11 protein-coding genes are annotated in these 15,959 nt (G+C 61.7%); 5 read left to right on the forward strand and 6 right to left on the reverse strand.

Annotated features, from left to right (window positions below; genetic code table 11):
- Positions 1 to 4 precede the first annotated feature (4 nt).
- Positions 5 to 1,297, forward strand: a complete 1,293-nt coding sequence (locus ACS5Q8_RS29025; RefSeq protein ID WP_443697397.1) for an autotransporter outer membrane beta-barrel domain-containing protein — start codon at positions 5 to 7, stop codon at positions 1,295 to 1,297.
- 89 nt (positions 1,298 to 1,386) lie between these two features.
- Here ACS5Q8_RS29025 and oadA read toward each other — a convergent pair whose 3' ends face one another.
- Both oadA and ACS5Q8_RS29035 read right to left on the reverse strand, forming a co-directional pair.
- Positions 1,387 to 3,195: a sodium-extruding oxaloacetate decarboxylase subunit alpha gene (oadA, locus tag ACS5Q8_RS29030; protein ID WP_247405731.1), complete on the reverse strand. Its 1,809-nt coding sequence runs from the start codon at positions 3,193 to 3,195 to the stop codon at positions 1,387 to 1,389.
- Between the two features lie 11 nt (positions 3,196 to 3,206).
- Positions 3,207 to 4,622 carry an acetyl-CoA carboxylase biotin carboxylase subunit gene (locus ACS5Q8_RS29035; protein ID WP_276195523.1) on the reverse strand — a complete coding sequence of 472 codons (1,416 nt, stop codon included), beginning with the start codon at positions 4,620 to 4,622 and terminating at the stop codon, positions 3,207 to 3,209.
- Between the two features lie 196 nt (positions 4,623 to 4,818).
- On the opposite strand from ACS5Q8_RS29035, the gene ACS5Q8_RS29040 reads away from it, so the two are divergent.
- Complete coding sequence (locus ACS5Q8_RS29040; protein ID WP_276195524.1) at positions 4,819 to 5,793, forward strand: LysR family transcriptional regulator; 975 nt, start codon at positions 4,819 to 4,821, stop codon at positions 5,791 to 5,793.
- Here the strand turns inward: ACS5Q8_RS29040 and ACS5Q8_RS29045 are convergent.
- From ACS5Q8_RS29045 to ACS5Q8_RS29055, 3 genes are all read right to left on the reverse strand, one after another.
- Positions 5,723 to 5,920, reverse strand: coding sequence for a PA3496 family putative envelope integrity protein (locus ACS5Q8_RS29045; RefSeq protein ID WP_079444958.1), 198 nt, complete (start codon positions 5,918 to 5,920; stop codon positions 5,723 to 5,725). The genes ACS5Q8_RS29040 and ACS5Q8_RS29045 overlap by 71 nt on opposite strands.
- Positions 5,921 to 6,156: 236 nt before the next feature.
- Complete coding sequence (hexR, locus tag ACS5Q8_RS29050; RefSeq protein ID WP_426102212.1) at positions 6,157 to 7,023, reverse strand: transcriptional regulator HexR; 867 nt, start codon at positions 7,021 to 7,023, stop codon at positions 6,157 to 6,159.
- Positions 7,024 to 7,185: 162 nt separating this feature from the next.
- Positions 7,186 to 10,059 carry an EAL domain-containing protein gene (locus ACS5Q8_RS29055; RefSeq protein ID WP_443700369.1) on the reverse strand — a complete coding sequence of 958 codons (2,874 nt, stop codon included), beginning with the start codon at positions 10,057 to 10,059 and terminating at the stop codon, positions 7,186 to 7,188.
- 279 nt (positions 10,060 to 10,338) lie between these two features.
- Between ACS5Q8_RS29055 and uvrD the strand changes: the two genes are divergently transcribed.
- From uvrD to ACS5Q8_RS29070, 3 genes are all read left to right on the forward strand, one after another.
- Entirely contained in the window at positions 10,339 to 12,522 is a 2,184-nt protein-coding gene (gene uvrD, locus ACS5Q8_RS29060; protein WP_443694284.1) for a DNA helicase II, read from the forward strand.
- A gap of 189 nt (positions 12,523 to 12,711) precedes the next feature.
- Entirely contained in the window at positions 12,712 to 13,581 is an 870-nt protein-coding gene (locus ACS5Q8_RS29065) for a Tim44 domain-containing protein (protein ID WP_276195528.1), read from the forward strand.
- Between the two features lie 134 nt (positions 13,582 to 13,715).
- Complete coding sequence (locus ACS5Q8_RS29070) at positions 13,716 to 14,123, forward strand: SMI1/KNR4 family protein (RefSeq protein ID WP_003213456.1); 408 nt, start codon at positions 13,716 to 13,718, stop codon at positions 14,121 to 14,123.
- A 74-nt stretch (positions 14,124 to 14,197) separates the two neighbouring features.
- On the opposite strand, the gene ACS5Q8_RS29075 is transcribed toward ACS5Q8_RS29070, so the two are convergent.
- Positions 14,198 to 15,949, reverse strand: a complete 1,752-nt coding sequence (locus ACS5Q8_RS29075; RefSeq protein ID WP_276195529.1) for a cation:proton antiporter — start codon at positions 15,947 to 15,949, stop codon at positions 14,198 to 14,200.
- Between the last annotated feature and the right edge of the window lie 10 nt (positions 15,950 to 15,959).

The raw sequence follows: 15,959 nt of genomic DNA on the forward strand, positions 1-15,959 counted from the left end.
TCACATGTCCTTTACACACCAACGACTTGTACTTGTCATGGCGCTTGCGATCAGCGCCGCCAGCCTTCAACAGGCCCAGGCGCGGGGCGATATCGAATACCGGCCGTATCATTTCCAACCCTATGACGCGCTTGATGCTGAGTGGGCCGACGCGTCGCCTGAAAAAGCCGAACCCATCGACGGTTACCTCACTGGGCAAGCCACCACGCACAATGGCTTGCAGGTCGCCAAGGCCCTGGAACCCGCGCTGGTTCAATTGCTGGCGTCCGGCAAATTGACCTCCGAACAGATCAAAGAGCTGGAAAAGTTCGATGCCGCGCTCGCCAATCATCCCGGCGGCATCGGCGCGGCCCTTGAGCAATTGGCCGGCAGCCAGAACGCCAACCTCGCCGCTGCGACCCAAAACACCACGCAGCAACTGAGCGCCCAACTGCTTTCGATCCTGCGCACCCTGCCCGCCGACGACGATGGCCACTTCTGGCTCAAGGGCCTGGGCAATGACGGCACGCTCGACAAAAAAGCCGGCAGCGCCGGCCTGAAACACGGTACCCAAGGCCTGTTGCTGGGTGCCGACTGGGCGCTGGACCACGCCTGGCGTGTCGGCGTGATGGGCGCCAAATCCAGCAGCCACCTCGACGCCCAGCGTTTCTCCGCCGACCTCGACAGCTGGCACCTGGGCGGCTACGCCGTGCGTCAGGACGGCCCGTTGGCCCTGCGCCTGGGGGCGATCTACAGCAGCCATGACGGGCAGAACAAGCGCAGCGTCAAGCTGCTCGATTACGCCGAGCAGCTCAGGGGTAATTACACCGCCCACAGCCAAACCGTCTTCTCCGAAATGGGTTACCAATTGGGCAGTGCGGATTTCAGCGTGGAACCCTTCGCCGGCCTCGGTTACCAGCGCTATCACCGCGACGGTTTCAAGGAGCGGGGTGGCCTGAGCGCGCTGAACGTCGGCTCACAAAACCAACAGAATCTGAGCAGCACTTTTGGCCTTCGCCTGGCGTCGCTGTATCGGTTCGATAATCAGATGAGCCTGACACCCCACCTCAGCACCCGTTGGAAACACCTCTACGGCGATGTCGACAGCCAGGTCCGCCAATCCTTTCGCTATACGCCGGTGCAAAGCGACGGCTTTACCCTCCAGGGCACGTCGCTGGACCGCAATAGCCTGAACGTCGAGGCCGGCCTGGACCTCGCACTGTCGCCGCAACACACCGTGGGCCTGACCTACGCCAACGAAACAGGCAACCATAGCCGCAATCAGGGCCTGATGGGCCAGTGGCAAATGAAGTTCTGACCCCCGCAGCACCCGACGGCCAAATGGCGCGCAAAAAAAAGGGGAGCACCTGCTCCCCCGAGGATTAAGCGGTAGTGTCGAAGGCTGGATCAGCCTTCGATTTCAATCAGGATTTCGCCAGGGTTCACCCGGTCGCCCTTGGCCACGTGAACGGCGGTCACCTTGCCGGCAATCGCTGCCTGCACTTCGGTTTCCATCTTCATCGCTTCAGTAATCAGCACCGCCTGGCCGGCCTTGACCACGTCGCCTGGCTTGACCAGCACGTCGACGATATTGCCCGGCATCGTGGTGCTCACATGGCCTGGCTCGGTGGCTTGCTTGCGCTTGCTGCCGCCACCGCCGACGAACTCGTTGAGCGGTTCGAACACCACTTCTTCGGGCATGCCGTCGATGGACAGGTAGAAGTGACGCTTGCCTTCAGCCTTCACGCCGACCCCCGTGATGTCGACGCGGTAGCTTTCGCCGTGGACGTCGATGACGAACTCGGTCGGCACGCCTTCGCCACCGACACGGGCCACGCCGCCGGCTTCCGGGATCGGCAGCAGCACTTCAGGGGTCAGGGTACCGGCGTCGCGTTCTTCGAGGAACTTGCGGCCAATGTCCGGGAACATGGCGTAGGTCAGCACATCTTCTTCAGACTTGGCCAACGCACCGATTTCACCGCGCAGCCTGGTCATTTCCGGCTTGAGCAGGTCGGCCGGGCGCACGTCGATCACGTCTTCGCTGCCGATGGCCTGGCGACGCAGTTGCTCGTTCACCGTGCCCGGCGCCTTGCCGTAGCCGCCTTGCAGGTAGAGCTTCACTTCGTTGGTGATGGTCTTGTAGCGCTCGCCGGCCAGCACGTTGAAGAACGCCTGGGTGCCGACGATCTGCGAGGTTGGGGTGACCAGCGGGGGGAAACCAAGGTCTTCACGCACGCGCGGAATTTCAGCCAGCACTTCGCCCATGCGGTTGAGTGCGCCCTGCTCTTTGAGCTGGTTGGCCAGGTTGGAAATCATCCCGCCCGGCACCTGGTTGACTTGCACGCGGGTGTCGACCGAGGTGAATTCGCTTTCGAACTGGTGGTACTTCTTACGCACGGCATAGAAGTACAGGCCGATTTCCTGCAACAGTTCCAGGTCGAGGCCGGTGTCGAATTCGCTGCCTTTAAGGGCCGCGACCATCGACTCGGTACCAGGATGGCTGGTGCCCCAGGCGAAGCTGGAGATGGCGGTGTCGATGTGGTCGGCACCGTTTTCGATGGCCTTGAGTTGGCACATCGCGGCCAAACCCGCCGTGTCGTGCGAGTGGATGAACACCGGCAGGCTCTGCTCGGCTTTCAGCGCTTTGACCAACTCGCCAGTGGCATACGGCGTCAGCAGGCCGGCCATGTCCTTGATCGCCACCGAGTCGCAACCCATGGACTCCATTTGCTTGGCCTGGGCCACAAACGCGTCGATGGTGTGTACCGGGCTGGTGGTGTAGGCAATGGTGCCCTGGGCATGTTTGCCGGCGGCTTTGACCGCTTCGATGGCCACGCGCAGGTTACGCACGTCGTTCATCGCGTCGAAGATGCGGAACACGTCGATACCGTTGACGGCGGCCTTGGCGACGAAGGCTTTAACCACGTCGTCGCTGTAGTGGCGGTAGCCCAGCAGGTTCTGGCCGCGCAGCAGCATTTGCAGGCGCGTGTTAGGCAACGCGGCGCGCAGTTTGCGCAGGCGCTCCCACGGGTCTTCTTTCAGAAAGCGCACGCAGGCGTCAAAGGTCGCGCCGCCCCAGACTTCCAGGGACCAGTAGCCGACTTGGTCGAGCTTGTCGCAGATCGGCAGCATGTCTTCGGTGCGCATGCGGGTGGCCAGCAACGATTGGTGGGCGTCGCGCAGGATGGTGTCGGTGACAAAGATCTTCTTGCTCATTGTTATATTCCTCACAGGCCTGCGTGGGCGGCGATGGCGGCGGCGATGGCCAGGGCCAGCTCTTCGGGTTTGCGCTTGATCGAGTAGTTGGTCAGCTCGGGGTGGCTTTCCACAAAACTGGTGTTGAACTGGCCGCTGCGAAATTCCGGGTTGCGCAGGATTTCCTGGTAGTAGGCGGCGGTGGTTTTCACGCCTTGCAGGCGCATGTCATCCAGGGCACGCAGGCCACGGTCCATGGCTTCTTCCCAGGTCAACGCCCAGACCACCAGTTTCAGGCACATGGAGTCGTAGAACGGCGGGATGGTGTAGCCGGTATAGATCGCCGTGTCGGTGCGCACGCCGGGGCCGCCGGGCGCGTAATAGCGGGTGATCTTGCCGAAGCTCGGCAGGAAGTTGTTCTTCGGGTCTTCGGCGTTGATCCGGAACTGCAACGCAAAACCACGGTGCTGGATGTCTTCCTGCTTCACCGACAGCGGCAGGCCCGAGGCGATACGGATCTGCTCGCGAACGATGTCGATCCCGGTGATTTCTTCGGTGATGGTGTGTTCCACCTGCACCCGGGTGTTCATCTCCATGAAGTACACCTCGCCTTCGGCGAGCAGGAACTCCACGGTACCGGCGTTCTCGTAGCCCACCGCCTTGGCCGCGCGCACCGACAGGTCGCCGATGTAGGCGCGCTGTTCAGGGGTCAGTTGCGGGCTCGGGGCGATTTCGATGAGCTTCTGGTTGCGGCGCTGGATCGAGCAATCGCGCTCGAACAGATGCACCACGTTGCCAAAGCTGTCACCGAGGATCTGCGCTTCGATGTGCTTGGGATTGACGATGCATTTTTCCAGGAACACTTCCGCCGAACCGAAGGCCTTGGTGGCTTCGGAAATCACACGCGGGAAGGCTTGCTCCAATTCTTCGCGGCTGTTGCAACGACGAATGCCGCGACCGCCACCGCCGGAGGTGGCCTTGAGCATCACCGGGTAACCGATACGGTCGCCTTCGACGAGGGCTTCGGCGATGTCGGCGACGTTGCCTTCCGTGCCGGGAGTGACCGGTACGCCGGCCTTGATCATGCTGCGGCGCGCTTCGGTCTTGTCACCCATGCGGCGAATCACTTCCGCCGATGGACCGATGAATTTAATCCCACGTTCGGCGCAAATATCCGCCAATTCGGCGTTTTCCGACAGGAAGCCGTAACCAGGGTGCAACGCATCGCAACCGGTTTCCACGGCCAGGTTCACCAGCTTGCGCGGGTTCAGGTAACCGGCCAGGGGCTCGGCCCCGATGCTGTGGGCCTCGTCGGCACGCTTGACGTGCAACGCGTGGCGGTCGGCGTCGGAATAGACCGCGACCGAGCGAATGCCCATCTCGGCGCACGCACGCACGATTCGGACGGCAATTTCACCACGGTTGGCGATCAGGATCTTTTTTATCACTTGGAAATTCCCTTGAGCCGATTGCTGCGTTCTTCGACCCGCTAGACCCGGGTCGGCGCGTGACTAAATGTTTCAAGCCAGTCGCGAGACACACACTAAGCCCGTTGAGAGATTAACAAAAATCAATAATTATTGGGTCGTGCATAAGTAAAGACTTATAGTTGGCCGATTGAACGCGACCGAGGGGTTTTAAAAAATGCGTAAGTCATTGATGAGGCTGACATTACGTCAACTTCAGATTTTCAATGAGGTGTGTGATTTGCGCTCCTACAGCCGTGCGGCTGAGGAAATGTCCCTAACCCAACCGGCCGTTAGCCTACAAATTCGCCAGTTGGAAGAGCTGATCGGCCAGCCACTGTTCGATTACGTCGGCAAGAAGCTCTACATGACCGAGGCGGCCGAAGCCCTGCAACGGGCCAGCCGCGATATTTTCGGGCGCCTGGAAAACCTCGATATGCAGTTGTCGGACATGCAAGGCTCGCTGCAGGGTCAGTTGAAACTGGCGGTGGAATCCAGCGCCAAGTACTTCGTGCCGCACCTGTTTGCCGCGTTCAAGCGCCTGCATCCGGAGGTGCAATTGCATCTGACGGTGGTCAACCGCGCCCAAGTGATCCGCCGACTGTCGGACAACCGTGATGACCTGGTGATCATGTCCATGGTGCCCCAGGACATGGGCCTCGAATTCCTGCCGTTCCTCAACAATCCGATTGTCGCCGTGGCGCCGCCCGACCACCCCTTGAGCCTGCAGGGGCCGCTGCGCCTGAAAGACCTGGAGCCTTACACGCTGCTGCTGCGCGAACCGGGCTCCGGCACGCGGCTGGCGTGCGAGGAATACTTCAAGGAAAAACGCGTGCACTTCACCCAGACGGTGGAAGTCGCCTCCGCCGAGGCGCAGCGTGAGTGCGTAGTGGCCGGGTTGGGCGTGGCCTTGTTGACGCGCCACGCCCTGAACCTGGAACTGGCCACCGGCGGGCTCAAGGAGCTGCCGGTGGAAGAGCTGCCGCTGTACCGCAGTTGGTGCCTGGTGCAGGCCAAGGCCAAGCGCCTGTCACCGGTGGCCCATGCGTTCCTGGGCTTTATCCGCAGCGAGCGGGTGCAGATCAGCGTGCTGGCTGAGCGCTTCGCTGGGCAGCCGCGGGTGCCTGCCAGTGCAGTTCCGGGTAGTCCGTGATGCTTTGCAGCAATTGGCGTTGATCACAGCGGTCTTCGATTGCGCGACGGAACGCCATGCGGCGCTGGTCTTCCTGCTGACGACGGGTCTTGACGGAGCTGTTGCTATCTTCGTAGGGCCGGGCCATTTGGAGTCTCCCAATGCGAGTGCGGGGAGTTCAGGATGGGCGTGGGGGATGACGGTTTGGCGGCGCGGGGATGACAGGACGATGAATCTTCTGGACAGGCAAGAAATGCAAATGTGGGAGGGCGCGTGCTCCCGATGACGAAGTGTCAGTCGACATCCAATCGACTGATCCACCGCTATCGGGGGCAAGTCGAATCGTCGCACCGCCCCTCCCACATTTGGATCGCCGTGTGGCGCTTAGTCGTCGAGGGCTTTAACGGACTTGGGCGAGAGACGCAGGCTGCGCAAGCTGCGCTTCACGCTCTTGAGGTGGTTGACCAGGCTCGGCCCGCGCGCCATGGCCACGCCCATCGCCAGCACGTCGATCACCACCAGGTGGGCGATGCGCGAGGTCAACGGAGTGTAGATTTCGGTGTCTTCGTGAACATCGATCGCCAGGTTGATAGTGGACAGTTCCGCCAACGGCGTCTGGCTCGGGCACAGGGTGATCAGCGTGGCGCCGCTTTCACGCACCAGGTTGGCGGTGATCAGCAAGTCTTTGGAGCGGCCGGACTGGGAGATACAGATGGCTACGTCGGTCGGCTTCAACGTCACGGCCGACATCGCCTGCATGTGCGGGTCGCTGTAGGCCGCCGCCGTCAGCAGCAGTCGGAAGAACTTGTGCTGGGCATCGGCCGCAACCGCACCCGACGCACCAAAACCGTAGAACTCGACACGCTGGGCCTGGGACATCGCCGTCACCGCCTTCTGCAGCTCCACCGGGTCGAGCTTCTCGCGCACTTCCATCAGGGTGTGCAGCGTGGTGTCGAAGATCTTGAGGCTGTAGTCAGCGACAGAATCGTCTTCGTGAATCGCAAACTGACCGAAGCTCGCGCCGGCGGCCAGGCTTTGGGCCAGTTTGAGTTTCAGGTCCTGGAAGCCGGAACAACCGATGGCGCGGCAGAAGCGCACGATGGTCGGCTCACTGATGCCCACGCTGTGGGCCAGGTCAGCCATGGAACTGTGCATTACGGCCGCAGGGTCAAGCAGCACGTGGTCGGCAACCTTGAGTTCCGATTTGCGTAACAGGTGGCGCGACTGGGCGATATGTTGCAACAGGTTCAAAGGACAGGACTCTTGTTGTTGGCCAATGCCAGGGATGTAGCAAGTTTGTAGTTATACTACAAGAATTGCCGTTTTGCCCGTCCGATGCATCACTAAATCGCCCTGCTGCCCTTTGAATCTAAGGGCAGCCAAGTTGTAGCCACAAAGGCTGAAGGCACGTCCCTAGGAAAAATCTGCATTTTTTCGTAACAACTCTGCCAGCCCTTCGGCCGCCATCGGCCGACTGATCAAGTAGCCCTGCACCTCGTCGCAATGCTCCCCACGCAGGAAATCCAACTGCTGCTGATCTTCCACCCCTTCAGCCACCACCTTGAGCGCCAAACCGTGGGCCATGGCGATGATCGCGCGGGTAATGGCCGCGTCTTCCCGCCCCTGGCCGAGGCCGCGGATAAAGGTCTGGTCGATCTTCACGTAGTCCACGGGGATGCGCTTGAGGTAACTGAGAGACGAGTAGCCGGTACCGAAATCGTCGATGGCCAACTTCACCCCCAGGTCGCGCAGTTGCTGGAAGGTGGCGATGATGTGCTCGACACTGTCGAGCAACTGGCTTTCGGTCAGCTCAAGCTCAAGGTATTGCGGGTCCAGGCCGGTTTCTTCCAGCACCTGGCGGACCAGGCTGACCAGCTTGCCTTGACGCAGTTGATGCACCGACAGGTTCACCGACACGCGTATCGGCGCCAGCCCCTGACGCTGCCACTCACAGGCCTGCCAGCAGGCCTGGCGCAGGACGAATTCGCCCAACGGCACGATCAGCCCGGTTTCTTCGGCCAGGCCGATGAAGTCGCCTGGCGGCACCATGCCCCACTGCGGATGCTCCCAACGAATCAACGCCTCGGCGGCGTTCAGCTTGCCGGTGGCCAAACACAATTTCGGTTGGTAGAACACCGACAGCTGACGCTCGTCGAGGGCCTTGCGCAGTTGGTTTTCCAGCTGCAAACGCTCCAGGGTGCTGGCTTGCAGGCTGTCGGTGTAGAACTGGAAATTATTCCCGCCCAGGTGTTTGGCGTGTTGCATGGCCATGTTCGCCTGGCTGACCAACGCCGAAATTTCCCGCGCATTATCCGGGAGCAGGCTGACACCCATCGAGGCGCTGACCACCAATTCATGCCCGTCCACCGCCACCGGCACGCGCAACTTGGCCAGCAGGCGCGTGGCCACGCGCGCCAGGCTTGAGAGGTTGCCGTAGGCATCGAAGAGCACGGCGAACTCATCCCCGGACAAACGCGCAATGGTGTCGGCTTCGGGCAAGGCGTTGATCAGTCGGCGCGCCATTTTTTGCAACAATTGGTCGGCGACGTCATGGCCCAGGCTGTCGTTGAGCAACTTGAAACGGTCGAGGTTGATATGCAGCAACGCCAGGCTGCGCCCACCTTGCCGCACCCGCTGGTGCGCTTCGCGCAGCCGTTCACGAAACAGCGAGCGGTTGGCCAGGCCGGTCAACTCGTCATAGTGCGTGAGGTAGCGCATACGCTCCTCGGATTCACGCCGCGCCGATAGATCGGCGAAGAAGCCCACGATATGGCTGACGTTTCCTCGAATATCGCGCACCACGTTCAGTTGCAGCCACTGCGGGTACAGCTCGCCATTCTTGCGGGTCTCTACCAACTCGCCCTGCCAGGTGCCGCGACTGAGCAGCGCCTGGCGGATGACCGGGAAATGCCGCCGGGCATCGCGGCTGCACGGCAACTCCACCACATTGCGTCCGAGCATGTCGTCGATATCAAAGCCGGTGACCCGACTGAAGGCCTGGTTGACGGCGATCAGCGCGTAGTCCGGGTCCAGAATCACAATACCTTCGCTGGCCGCTTCGAATACGGTCGAGGCCAGGCGTTGCTGTTCTTCCAACACTTTGCTCGCGCTGATGTCGCGGCGCGTGCCAAGCATGCGGGTCACGCGACCGCTGCGCGAACGCTCCACGGCGCGGCCACGGTCTTCGATCCACACCCAATGGCCATCGCCATGGCGCACCCGGTATTCCACCTGATAATCCTCGCTGCGGCCCTTGAGGTGCTCCACCAGCGCACGCTTGAGCAGCGGCAAGTCGTCGGGATGCAGGCGCGGTTTGAGGTGGCTGAGCATCGCCGTGACGTACTCGGGCTCCAGGCCGAACAGCTCCTTGAGCTGGGTGTGGTGGACTTCATCGGTTTGCAGGTTCCAGTCCCACAGGCCCAATTCGCTGGCTTGCAGCGCCATCGCCAGGCGCGCTTCGCTTTTATTCAGCGCCAGGCTGGCGGCGTCCAGCTCCTGGCTGCGTTGCGCCACGCGGTCCTGCAGGCCGATTTGCGCTTCACGCAGTTCCTGCTCAACCTGGCGGCGCTGCTCGACTTCGCGCACCAGGTCCTGATTCAACTGTTCACTGCGCTGCTGCGCCTGTTGCAAATGCTCGATCAGCGCCTGGTTTTGAAAGCGCCGCAACAGCCCGTGCTGGATCAGGCGATTGACCTGCCACGCCACCACACTCAAAGACCCCAGCAGGATCAGGCCGAGCACACCCCACCCCTGTTGTTGCTCGGCGCCGTTCCAGAAGAGATAGACGATGGCCGGCACCAGGCACGGCAGCGCGAATGACAGGAACGCCGACAGGCTCACCGCATAGGCGACGCTGGCGGACAACGTCGCCGCGCCGATCAGGCCGAACACCCAAGCCTGCTGCATAAAGCTGTCCGCTGGCACCAGGGCAATGGCGGCGGTGGCCAGGGTCAGGCCGCTGACCGCTGAGCCGAGCATGAACATGCGCCGCCAGATCGGTTGGGCCTGGCGGCTGGGCATCGCCGAGTCAAAGGCGGCCACCTGGATCACGCGCAACGCCACCAGCGCCAGCAGCCAGACCAGCCAGATGCTGTCGAGCAGGTAGTGTTTGGGGTTCCAGATCAACCAGGCGCAGACCAGGCCGTTGACCAGCATCAATAAGGTCGGCAGCAGCGAACCCTGGTAGAGCAGGCGCGTGCGTTCGACCGCCATCTCGGTAGCGTAGTGTTTTCGGATAACCTGCGCGGGCGCCGCCGTGGGGCCAAACAGGTCGGTGCTAAGGGTCATAGGCGGTGTTCTTATAATGGTGAGCCCGAAACGTCGACGGAGCATACACAAGCAAGCGCCTGGGCCAAACTGCTGCGCGTCATAAAAACCACCGGGGCGTGCCACGCAAACCTCGGGGCCAGACAGCTTGAGCGAGGCGCTGCGCGGCCTGCGGCCCATGACCGACCGGTCATCAGCGCCGCCAGAATGCCCACCCGTCCAGGATTGCCATGGATGTTTTCCGTCGACCACCCGGCATTGGGATTTGCCCCACTCCCCCGCGGGCCATAGAATGCGCCGATGCGCGATGATCTCTCCCTTTTGCTGAACTCCCTCAACGATGCCCAACGCCAGGCCGTAGCGGCCCCCGTTGGCCGTCAGTTGGTCCTGGCCGGTGCTGGCTCCGGTAAAACCCGAGTGCTGGTGCACCGTATCGCCTGGTTGATCCAGGTCGAGAACGCGTCCCCGCATTCCATCTTGTCGGTGACCTTCACCAATAAGGCCGCTGCCGAGATGCGCCACCGCATCGAGCAGTTGATGGGCATCAGCCCGGCCGGCATGTGGGTGGGCACCTTCCACGGCCTGGCGCACCGCCTGTTGCGGGCGCATTGGCAGGAAGCGGGCCTGGCCCAGACCTTCCAGATCCTCGACAGCGATGACCAGCAACGCCTGGTCAAGCGCGTGATCCGCGAGCTGGGCCTCGACGAACAGCGTTGGCCGGCGCGCCAGGCCCAGTGGTTCATCAACGGCCAGAAAGACGAAGGCCTGCGCCCGCAACATATCCAGGCCAGCGGCGATTTGTTCCTGGCCACCATGCGCAGCATTTATGAAGCCTACGAGGCCGCCTGCGCGCGCGCCGGCGTGATCGACTTCTCCGAGTTGCTGCTGCGCGCCCTCGACCTGTGGCGCGATAACCCCGGCCTGCTGGCCCATTACCAGAAACGCTTCCGGCATATCTTGGTGGACGAGTTCCAGGACACCAACGCCGTGCAGTACGCCTGGTTGCGCCTGTTAGCCAAGGGCGGCGACAGCCTGATGGTGGTGGGCGACGACGACCAGTCGATCTACGGCTGGCGCGGCGCGAAAATCGAGAACATCTACCAGTATTCCGAAGACTTCCCGGACGCGGTCACCATCCGCCTGGAGCAGAACTACCGCTCCACCGCCGGTATCCTCAAGGCCGCCAACGCCTTGATCGCCAATAACACCGGGCGCCTGGGCAAAGAGCTGTGGACCGACGGCGGCGAAGGCGAAGCGATCAACCTGTACGCGGCGTTCAACGAGCACGACGAAGCGCGCTACGTGGTGGAAACCATCGAAAGCGCATTGAAAACCGGCCTGGCCCGCAGCGACATCGCGATTCTGTACCGTTCCAACGCCCAATCGCGGGTGCTGGAAGAAGCCTTGCTGCGCGAGCGCATCCCGTACCGCATTTACGGCGGCCAGCGCTTCTTCGAGCGCGCCGAAATCAAGAACGCCATGGCCTACCTGCGTTTGCTGGAAGGCCGTGGCAACGATGCGGCGCTGGAGCGGGTGATCAATATCCCGGCCCGTGGCATCGGCGAAAAAACCGTTGAAGCGATTCGCGACCATGCCCGCCATGCCGATGTGTCGATGTGGGAAGCCATGCGCTTGCTGATCGCCAACAAAGGCCTGACAGGCCGTGCCGCCGGGGCGTTGGGGGTGTTTGTCGAGCTGATCGAAAACCTGACGGCCAAGTGCGCAGAAATGCCCCTGCATTTGATGACCCAGACCGTGATCGAGCAGTCCGGGCTGATTGCCTATCACGAAGCGGAAAAAGGCGAGAAAGGCCAGGCCCGGGTCGAAAACCTTGAGGAACTGGTCAGCGCCGCCCGCGCATTTGAAAACACCGAGGCCGATGAAGAGCTGACCCCGCTCGCCGCGTTCCTCGGCCATGCGTCGCTGGAAGCCGGCGATACCCAGGCCGATGAGCATGAAGACAGCATCCAACTGATGACCTTGCACAGCGCCAAGGGCCTGGAGTTTCCTTACGTGTTCCTGGTGGGCATGGAAGAAGGCCTGTTCCCCCACAAGATGAGCCTGGAAGAGCCCGGCCGCCTTGAGGAAGAACGCCGCCTGGCCTACGTGGGCATTACCCGGGCGATGCAGAACCTGGTGATGACCTACGCCGAGACCCGCCGCCTGTACGGGAGTGAGACCTACAACAAGGTGTCGCGCTTCGTGCGTGAAGTGCCGAAGGGTCTGATCCAGGAAGTGCGCCTGTCCAACAGCGTCAGCCGCCCGTTCGGCGGCGGCCAGCAGCAAAACTCCAGCAGCCTGTTTGCAGGTTCCGAGATCCCGGAAACCCCGTTCAGCCTTGGCCAGTTGGTCAAACACGCGATCTTCGGTGAAGGGGTGATCCTCAACTTCGAAGGCGCCGGCGCCCAGGCACGGGTGCAGGTAAACTTTGCCGAGGGCAGCAAGTGGCTGATGATGGGTTACGCGAAACTCGAAGCCGTCTGAAACACTTTTAAACATGAAGGTTGTTGGCCCGCCCTTGTTTTTAAGGCGGGCGGGCCAATATCCGTAACAAGTCCTACAGACCATTCTGGATCGGTCTTACGCAAAAGCCCGAAACATTATGTCGCTAGCCACTGTCACCACACCTGTGCAACATGGCGCGCGTGCAATCCACAAATGGGAATTCCCTTTATGAAACGTTTTCTTAGCATCGCCATGGCGTTGTGCATCGGCCTGACGATGAGCCTCGACGCCAACGCCAAGCGCTTCGGTGGCGGCAAAAGCATGGGCTCGGCACCGACTCACCAGACCAGCCAAATGGCCCCATCCGCCGGTGTCGGCGGTGCTGCCGCCACTGCAGGCGCGGCCGGTGCCGCTGGCGCTGCGGCCAAGGCCGGCGGTGCTTCGCGTTGGTTGGGCCCGCTGGCCGGTATCGCCGCCGGTGGCTTGCTCGCCTCCATGTTCATGGGCGGCGGCTTCCAGGGCATGCAGATCTTCGACATCCTGATCATGGCGGTCATCGCCTTCCTGATCTTCCGTTTTATCGCCGCCCGTCGTCGCAAGCAGCAGGAGCACATGGCTCCAGCCGGCGCGCCGATGCAGCGTGAAGTGTTCGAGCAAAAGCCAGCCGCAGGTTCGATCTTCGGTGGTTCGGCAGCGCCTGCCGCCGCCCGTCCGGTGATCAATGCACCGGCCTGGTTCAACGAAGAACGTTTCGTCGAAGCGGCCCGCAGCCACTTCCAGTCCCTGCAGCAGCACTGGGACGCCAACGAAATGGACAAGATCGCCGAGTTCGTGACCCCGCAACTGCTGGAGTTCCTCAAGCGCGAACGCGCCGACCTGGGCGATGCGTTCCAGTCGACCTACATCGACGACCTGCGCGTACAGTTGGAAGGTGTGGATGATCGCGCCGACAAGACCATCGCCACCCTGACGTTCAGCGGCGTGTCGAAAACCTCGCGTTTCGACCAGGGCGAAGTGTTCAGCGAAAGCTGGAACATGGAACGTCCTCAAGGCGAGAACCAGCCTTGGCTGGTCGCCGGTATCCGCCAGAACGGCTGATGCCCGCGCTTGAGCAAGCCGTAAGCAAAACCCCGGACATGTTCCGGGGTTTTCTATTTCACGGTTGCACTTATAGCGAGCTACTGTATAAAACGCCCCTATAAACCGCGCCATTTAGCACGAGGATCCCGGCCGTGGAAGAAGTTATCGAACAATTGCGTGAAGCCAACGAACCGGTTCCGGTTCCTCTGGAACTGCCTGACGAAGACCAACTGGTGGAAATCGAAGAACAGCTGTTCATCGACATCCCGTTTGTCTTCCGCGAATTCCTGCTAACCGTCAGCGACGTGGTGTACGGCAGCCTGGAGCCGGTAACCGTCACCGACCCGCAGTCCCACACCTACCTGCCGGATGTGGCGGCCAACGCCTGGGATGCCGGTGTTGACCGCAGCATGATCCCGATCTGCCAGGACGGCGACGACTACTACTGCGTCGAAGAAGACGGCACCGTGGTGCTGTGGTCCGGCGAAGAAGAACTCGTCACCGAAGAAACCTGGGAATCGGTGTGGCACTGGGCGCGGGACGTCTGGCTGGAAAGCTGACACCCGCACTGCGAGCGTGTTGGGGCGCGCGAGCTTGCTCGCGCTGGGCTGCGAACCAGCCCCCGTCTAACCCCTCAATCCTTATGGTTATCCAGGGTCTCCAGCAAGGCGACCTGCATCCGCGTATGCACGCGGATGAACCACCGCCAGAGCACCGCCGCCACCGCCGCCGCGACCACGGCGATCAGCACCAGCAACTTGTTGGTCGGCAGAATGCTGGCCGACAAGGCGGCCAATAGCAGGAAGATCACCAGCAGCGACAAAATCGGGATCACCTCAGCGATCACCCGACGCACGCGCTGGGTATGCCGCCCGGCCATTTCCGGCTTGACGCTCATCTCCGCCAGCAGCATCGACAGCGCCTTGAGCTTGCGGTACGCCGCAATCAGGAACGGCAGCGACAACAGTAACGCCGCGCCCCAGATCAACGCCTTCTGCCAGCTCGGATCGCTGATCCAGCCCTCCAGATACCCGCCGATACGCAGCGCGAAGTAGCTGCCGGTAAAGAAGATCGCCACCACTAACGCCAGGTTCACCCCCACTTGCAGCACGATTTTGCGGATCATCGACGCCAGCAGCGCCCCTTCGCCCTGGGGCTGAATACTGCGCAGCCATTCGCCGTACATGCCGAACACCCGGCTCATGCGCTTGGGCATCGCGGCGGCAATCTTCAACGACAACGGGTCGGCGCCGCGAATCAGGTACGGGGTAAGCAACGTGGTGATCGCCGACACCGCCACCGCTACTGGATAGAGGAAGTCACTGGTCACCTGCAAGGTCATCCCCAGCGCAGCGATGATGAAGGAAAACTCACCAATCTGTGACAGCCCCATCCCTACGCGCAACGATGTGCGCCCGTCGTTGCCGGCGATAAATGCCCCCAGGCCGCAGGACAACATCTTGCCCAGCACCACGGCCACGCTGATCACCGCGATCGGCCAGGCATATTGCAGCAGGATCTGCGGGTCGATCATCAAGCCAATGGCGACAAAGAAGATCGCGCTGAACATGTCGCGAACCGGTTCGATCAGGCGCTCGATCTTAATCAACTGGCGCGATTCGGCCATGATCGCGCCGATCAGGAACGCCCCCAGCACCATGCTGTATTCCAGCTTGACCACCAACAGGCAAAAGCCGAAACACAGGCCCAGCACGGTGATCAGCAGCATTTCATTGCTGTCGAACTTGGCCACGTAGGCCAGCAAGCGCGGCACCAGCAAAATTCCGATGACCAGCGCGACAATCATGAACAGCGAGAGCTTGCCCACTGTCGAGAACACCTCGCCGGAGCTGACCGTGCCACTGACGGCGATGCTCGACAGCAAGGCAATGATGCCGATGCCGAGGATGTCCTCGACGATCAACACGCCGAAAATCAGTTGGGCGAAGCGCTGGTCTTTCAGCTTCAGGTCGTTGAGCGCCTTGACGATGATGGTGGTCGAGGAGATCGCCAGGATCGCGCCGAGGAACAGCGCGTCCATGGTGTTCCAGTCGAACCAACGGCCGATCTCGTAGCCGATCCAGATCATCAGGACGATTTCCAGGAAGGCCGCGATAAACGCCGTGGCTCCCACCTTGAACAGCTTGCGCAGGCTGAACTCCAGGCCCAGGCAGAACATCAGGAAGATCACCCCCAGCTCGGCGAGGGTCTTGATCGTGTCTTCATCGTGGATCAGGCCGAACGGCGGGGTGTGGGGGCCGATGATGAAGCCGGCGACGATGTAACCGAGCACCACCGGCTGCTTGAGACGATGACACAGGATAGTCACGACCCCGGCCACCAGCATGATCACGGCCAGATCCTGGATAAAGCTGATGGCGTGCATGGCGAGGGGC

It is taken from the genome of Pseudomonas sp. PAMC25584, assembly GCF_058135675.1.

Excerpts from the sequence above, each read along its gene's own strand:
- oadA (WP_247405731.1), bottom strand. The coding sequence starts at position 3,195 with ATGAGCAAGAAGATCTTTGTCACCGACACCATCCTGCGCGACGCCCAC.
- uvrD (WP_443694284.1), top strand. The coding sequence starts at position 10,339 with ATGCGCGATGATCTCTCCCTTTTGCTGAACTCCCTCAACGATGCCCAA.
- ACS5Q8_RS29065 (WP_276195528.1), top strand. The coding sequence starts at position 12,712 with ATGAAACGTTTTCTTAGCATCGCCATGGCGTTGTGCATCGGCCTGACG.
- ACS5Q8_RS29055 (WP_443700369.1), bottom strand. The coding sequence starts at position 10,059 with ATGACCCTTAGCACCGACCTGTTTGGCCCCACGGCGGCGCCCGCGCAG.
- ACS5Q8_RS29025 (WP_443697397.1), top strand. The coding sequence starts at position 5 with ATGTCCTTTACACACCAACGACTTGTACTTGTCATGGCGCTTGCGATC.
- ACS5Q8_RS29040 (WP_276195524.1), top strand. The coding sequence starts at position 4,819 with ATGCGTAAGTCATTGATGAGGCTGACATTACGTCAACTTCAGATTTTC.
- ACS5Q8_RS29075 (WP_276195529.1), bottom strand. The coding sequence starts at position 15,949 with ATGCACGCCATCAGCTTTATCCAGGATCTGGCCGTGATCATGCTGGTG.
- ACS5Q8_RS29045 (WP_079444958.1), bottom strand. The coding sequence starts at position 5,920 with ATGGCCCGGCCCTACGAAGATAGCAACAGCTCCGTCAAGACCCGTCGT.